Annotated in this window: 5 protein-coding genes; 2 read left to right on the forward strand and 3 right to left on the reverse strand. The window is 67.3% G+C overall.

Translation table 11 applies throughout. The features are described 5' to 3' along the window. Positions 1-905, reverse strand: a 905-nt coding sequence (gene prmC / locus QN357_RS17415; protein WP_416347630.1) for a peptide chain release factor N(5)-glutamine methyltransferase, incomplete at its 3' end; no start/stop codon positions are given. A gap of 133 nt (positions 906-1038) precedes the next feature. Here prmC and cysK point away from each other — a divergent pair. Both cysK and epsC read left to right on the forward strand, forming a co-directional pair. Beyond that, the gene (gene cysK / locus QN357_RS17420; protein WP_134448145.1) at positions 1039-1977 is read left to right on the forward strand and encodes a cysteine synthase A; all 939 of its coding nucleotides are present in this window, start codon (positions 1039-1041) and stop codon (positions 1975-1977) included. Positions 1978-2004: 27 nt separating this feature from the next. Then, complete coding sequence (gene epsC, locus QN357_RS17425) at positions 2005-2586, forward strand: serine O-acetyltransferase EpsC (protein WP_134558685.1); 582 nt, start codon at positions 2005-2007, stop codon at positions 2584-2586. 111 nt (positions 2587-2697) lie between these two features. Here the strand turns inward: epsC and prfA are convergent, their stop codons facing one another. Together prfA and rho are read right to left on the reverse strand one after the other, a co-directional pair. Further along, positions 2698-3777, reverse strand: a complete 1080-nt coding sequence (gene prfA, locus QN357_RS17430; RefSeq protein ID WP_134448141.1) for a peptide chain release factor 1 — start codon at positions 3775-3777, stop codon at positions 2698-2700. After that, the coding region (gene rho / locus QN357_RS17435) for a transcription termination factor Rho (protein ID WP_323505274.1) at positions 3777-5634 on the reverse strand (1858 nt) is incomplete at its 5' end. The genes prfA and rho, both read right to left, overlap by 1 nt.

Below are 5634 nucleotides of genomic sequence, written 5' to 3' on the forward strand. Positions count from 1 at the left end.
AATGGCGTCCCCACGAAGAAGACGCCCTCGGGGAAGAACTCATTGATGGATGGACCTTGGAAGGTGCCGTCGCCGGTCAGCAGGGCACGGATGTCGGCGCCCTGCAGTTCGCCGTGCTCGATCACGAGCACTCCGCCGGGGCGCAGCAGGCGCAGGGCCGTCTGCGAGACGTGCCGGACGACGTCGAGGCCGTCCGCCCCGCCGAAGAGTGCGTGCGCGGGATCGAAGAGACGCACCTCGGGGTCGCGCGGCACGGCATCCGCCGGTATATAGGGAGGGTTCGAGATCAGGACGGCGACGGTGCCGTCGAGTTCGGCGAGGATGCCCGTGTCTGCGAGGTCGCCGAAGACGAGGGTCGCATTGGCCGCGTTCACCGCCGTGAAGTTGCGGGTCGTCCAGGCGAAGGCCTCCGGCGAGTTCTCGACGGCCCAGATCCGCGCGTTCGGCACTTCGACGGCGAGGGAGAGCGCGATCGCGCCGCTCCCGGTGCCGAGGTCCACGCCGATCGGGTCAGGGTCGGGCACGGAGCGGAGGGCGTCGATCGCGAACTGGGCCACCTGCTCGGTCTCGGGTCGGGGTACGAAGACGCCCGGGCCGACGAGGAGTTCGATCGACCGGAACGGGGCTCGCCCGGTGATGTGCTGCAGCGGTTCGCGCAGGGCGCGGCGAGAGACGAGGACGTCGATAGCGGCGGCATCCGCCGACGTGACACCGGTGCGAAGGATGACGGCGGCCTGCACCTCTCCGCGGCTCCGGCCGAGCACGTGGCCGATCAGGAGGTCGGCGTCGACCTCGGGGTCGGCGATGCCCGCGGCGGCGAGGATGCCGATGGTGCGGGCACGGATCGTGTCCACCGCGTCCGGGACCGCTTCGCCCGCGTCGGGGGCGGAAAAAGTGCCGGGAATGGAATGGTCGTCGTCTTCAGTTGTCACACCTTGGAATGTAACGTAATGAAGCGCGCTCTCCCAATGCCGGAGCCGTAGGCTGAGCGAGGTTCCCGATCCGAATGACCCGATGACCCGACCGAAAGGCACTGCGATGACCGCACGCATCTACTCCGACATCACCAAGGCAGTTGGAGGGACACCGCTGGTCAAGCTCAACCGCCTCACGGCGGGCCTCGACGCGACCGTGCTCGTCAAGCTCGAGTTCTACAACCCCTCCGCGAGCGTCAAGGACCGGATCGGCATCGCGATCGTCGACGCCGCAGAGGCCTCCGGCGAACTCCTGCCCGGCGGCACCATCGTCGAGGGCACGAGCGGCAACACCGGCATCGCGCTCGCGCTCGTCGGAGCGGCCCGCGGCTACAAGGTCATCCTGGCGATGCCGGAGACCATGAGCAAGGAACGCCGCGTCCTCCTTCGCGCCTATGGCGCCGAGATCGTGCTGACCCCGGGGGCCGCCGGCATGCGCGGCGCCGTCGAGAAGGCCGAAGAGATCGTCGCGAACACGCCCGGTGCGATTCTCGCCCGTCAGTTCGACAACCCCGCCAACCCGGCGATCCACTTCGCGACGACCGGCGTTGAGATCTGGGACGACACCGAAGGCGCCGTCGACATCTTCGTCGCGGGCATCGGCACCGGCGGCACCATCACGGGCGCCGGACGACTGCTCAAGGAACGCAAGCCCTCCGTGCACATCGTCGGCGTCGAGCCGATCGACTCCCCGATCCTCACCGGCGGCAAGCCGGGTCCGCACAAGATCCAGGGCATCGGCGCGAACTTCATCCCGTCCGTTCTCGACACCGACCTCTACGATGAGGTGACCGATGTCACCCTCGCCGATTCCCTCACCACCGCTCGCGCACTCGCGACCGACGAGGGAATCCTTTCCGGCATCTCGGGCGGCTCCGCCGTCTGGGCGGCCATCGAGCAGGCGAAGAAGCCGGAGAACGCCGGCAAGACCATCGTCGCCATCCTCCCGAGCTTCGGAGAGCGTTACATCTCCACCGTGCTGTATGAGGACCTGCTCGACTAACAAGAACGGGAACAACTGAAAACCGACATGGGAGTCATTTCACGCATCCGTGAGGACATGGCGATGGCGCGCGCCCACGACCCGGCAGCCCGCAGCAACGTGGAGGTCTTCCTCGCGTACAGCGGGCTGCACGCCGTCTGGTCGTACCGCATCGCGCACCGGATGTGGGTGGCCGGGTTGTACCTGCCCGCCCGGCTGGTCTCCCAGTTCACCCGGTTCCTCACCGGGATCGAGATCCACCCCGGCGCCCGGATCGGGCGCCGGTTGTTCATCGACCACGGCATGGGCGTCGTGATCGGGGAAACCGCCGATGTGGGCGACGACGTGATGCTCTATCACGGCGTCACTCTCGGCGGGAAGACCCGGCACGGCGTCGTCCGCGGTGAGAAGCGGCATCCCACCCTCGGCGATGGCGTCACGATCGGCGCGGGCGCGAAGGTGCTCGGTCCGATCACGATCGGCGCCTGGAGCACGATCGGCGCGAACGCCGTCGTCACGAGGGACGCCCCGCCGAAGTCCCTGCTGCTCGGCATCCCCGCGACGATCCAGCCGGTGCGCGCGCAGACGATCGAGGGCGCGCGCGGTCTCCCGGTCTCCGACGAGGACTAGCCGGCTCGCGGCATCTGCCGCCGCCGCCGACCAGAGTCACCAGAAATGCCCAGAATCGCCGTTCGACCGGCGATTCTGGGCATCTTCTGCGACACTCGAGCGCGAAACCGGTTAGTCGTGGTCCCCGATTTCGGCGAGGCGGGTGGCCTCGTCCGCGAGGATGCAGGACTCGATGACGGCGTCGAGGGCGCCGTTCATCACGGTGTCGAGGTTGTACGCCTTGTAGCCGGTGCGGTGGTCGGCGATACGGTTCTCCGGGAAGTTGTACGTGCGGATGCGCTCTGACCGGTCCATCGTGCGGATCTGGCCCTTGCGGACCAGGGACGCGGCCGCGTCGATCTCTTCCTGCTGCCGGGCGAGGACGCGGGCGCGCAGGACGCGCATCCCGGCTTCCTTGTTCTGCAGCTGGCTCTTCTCGTTCTGCATCGCGACCACGATTCCGGTCGGAAGGTGGGTGATGCGCACCGCGGAGTCCGTCGTGTTGACGGACTGGCCGCCGGGGCCGCTCGACCGGTAGACGTCGATCTTGAGGTCGTTGTGGTTGATCTCGACTTCTTCGGGCTCATCGACCTCTGGAAACACGAGCACGCCCGCCGCAGAGGTGTGGATGCGTCCCTGCGACTCGGTCGCCGGCACCCGCTGGACGCGGTGCACGCCGCCCTCGTACTTGAGGTGCGCCCAGACGCCCTCAGCGGGGTCGTTGGTGTTGCTCTTGATCGCGAGCTGGATGTCCTTGATACCGCCGAGGTCGCTCGTGGTCTGCTCGATGATCTCGGTTTTCCACTTTTTCGACTCGGCGTAGTGCAGGTACATCCGGAGCAGGTCGGCGGCGAACAGTGCGGACTCCGCACCGCCCTCCCCCATCTTGATCTCCATGATCACGTCGCGGGCGTCGAGCTCATCGCGTGGGATGAGCAGACGGCGCAGCTTCGCGGAGGTGTCCTCGAGCTGGACCTCGAGCCCGGGGATCTCCTCGGCGAAGGACGAGTCCTCCTCCGCGAGCTCCCGGGCGGCGTCGAGGTTCTCACCGATTTCTTTCCACTCGTTCCAGGCCGCGATGATACGGCTCAGCTCGGCGTAGCGCCGGTTGACCTTCTTCGAACGGGCCGGGTTGGAGTGCAACTCCGGGTCGGCCAGTTCAGACTGCAGCTCGTCGAATTCGGCCTGCAGAGTCAGAACAGACTCGAACATTACTTGTCCTTGTCTGACCCGTTCAGGGACGGCATCGACTTCTGAACCTGCATGAGGAACTCCACGTTGGAGGACGTCTCCTTGAGGCGACCGAGGACGACCTCGAGTGCCTGCTGCTGGTCGAGTCCGGCAAGCGCACGACGGAGCTTCCAGGTGACCTTGACCTCGTCCGAGCTCATCAGCATTTCTTCACGACGGGTTCCCGATGCGTTGACATCGACCGCCGGGAAGATCCGCTTGTCGGCGAGCTGGCGCGAGAGGCGCAGCTCCATGTTGCCGGTGCCCTTGAACTCCTCGAAGATGACCTCGTCCATCTTGGAGCCGGTCTCGACGAGCGCGGACGCGAGGATGGTGAGCGAGCCACCGTTCTCGATGTTGCGCGCGGCGCCGAAGAAGCGCTTGGGCGGGTACAGGGCGGATGCGTCGACTCCACCGGAGAGGATCCGGCCCGACGGCGGCGCGGTCAGGTTGTACGCCCGCCCGAGTCGCGTGATCGAGTCGAGGAGCACGACGACGTCGTGTCCGAGTTCCACGAGGCGCTTGGCACGCTCGATGGCGAGCTCGGCGACCGTGGTGTGGTCCTCGGCCGGGCGGTCGAAGGTGGAGGCGATGACCTCACCCTTGACCGTGCGCTGCATGTCGGTGACCTCTTCCGGCCGCTCATCGACCAGCACGACCATGAGGTGGACCTCGGGGTTGTTGGTAGCGATGGCGTTCGCGATCTGCTGCATGACGATGGTCTTGCCGGCCTTGGGCGGCGCGACGATGAGGCCGCGCTGGCCCTTCCCGATCGGGGCGACGAGGTCGATGATGCGCTGGGTGAGCTTGCCGGGCTCGGTCTCGAGGCGGAGACGCTCCTGCGGGTACAGCGGGGTGAGCTTCTGGAACTCGACGCGATTGGCGGCTTCCTCGACGGACAGGCCGTTGATCGAGTCGACCTTGACGATCGCGTTGTACTTCTGGCGGCCGTTCTGGTCGCCCTCGTGCGGCTGGCGGATGGAACCGACGACGGCGTCACCCTTCCGCAGGTTGTACTTCTTGACCTGGCCGAGGGAGACGTACACGTCGCTCGCACCGGGCAGGTAGCCGGAGGTGCGCACGAACGCGTAGTTGTCGAGGACGTCGAGGATGCCGGCGACGGGGATCAGCACGTCGTCGTCGTTCAGCTCGGGCTCGAAGTCGTCGCCGGCGGTGACGCCGCGGCGCTTGCGGTCACGGAACCGGTTGCGGTTGCTGCGGCTGTTCAGGTCGTCGTCCTGGCCACGGTCCTGCTGGTTGCGGTCCTGCTGGCCGCGCTCCTGCTGCTGGGCCTGACGGTCCTGGTTGCGTTCCTGGTTACGTTCCTGGTTGCGCTCCTGCTGGGCCTGGCGGTCCTGCTGGTTGCGGTCCTGCTGCGCCTGGCGGTCCTGGTTGCGGTCCTGCTGGGACTGGTTGTTCCGGTCCTGCTGCGCCGCGTTGTTGCGGTCCTGGTTGCGGTCCTGATTGCGGTCCTGGTTGCGGTCCTGGTTGTCCTGGCCGCGCTCGGCGTTCTGGTTCTGCTGGTTCTGGTTGCGGTTCGACTGGCGGCCGTTCTGCTGACGGGAGTTGTCGTCCTGCTCGCCGCCCGCCTGGTTCTGGTTGCCGCCCCGGTTGCGATTACGGTTGCGACCCTGGCGCGGCTGTTCGGCCTGCTCGGTGGACTCGTCGGAGTCCGTGTCGGTGTCCGTGTCGGCGGTGACCGTCTCGGCGTCCGCCGTGCGGTTGCCGGCGAAGTGGTCGACGGGAGCGTCTGCGGATGCCTCGGCGGTCGCGACGTCCTCATCGGTCGCGACGGGGATGCCGCCGTGCCCTGTGCGAGTTCGTCGTTCAGGGCGTCGA

This window comes from Cryobacterium sp. RTC2.1, from assembly GCF_035018685.1.
GTDB lineage: Bacteria > Actinomycetota > Actinomycetes > Actinomycetales > Microbacteriaceae > Cryobacterium > Cryobacterium glucosi.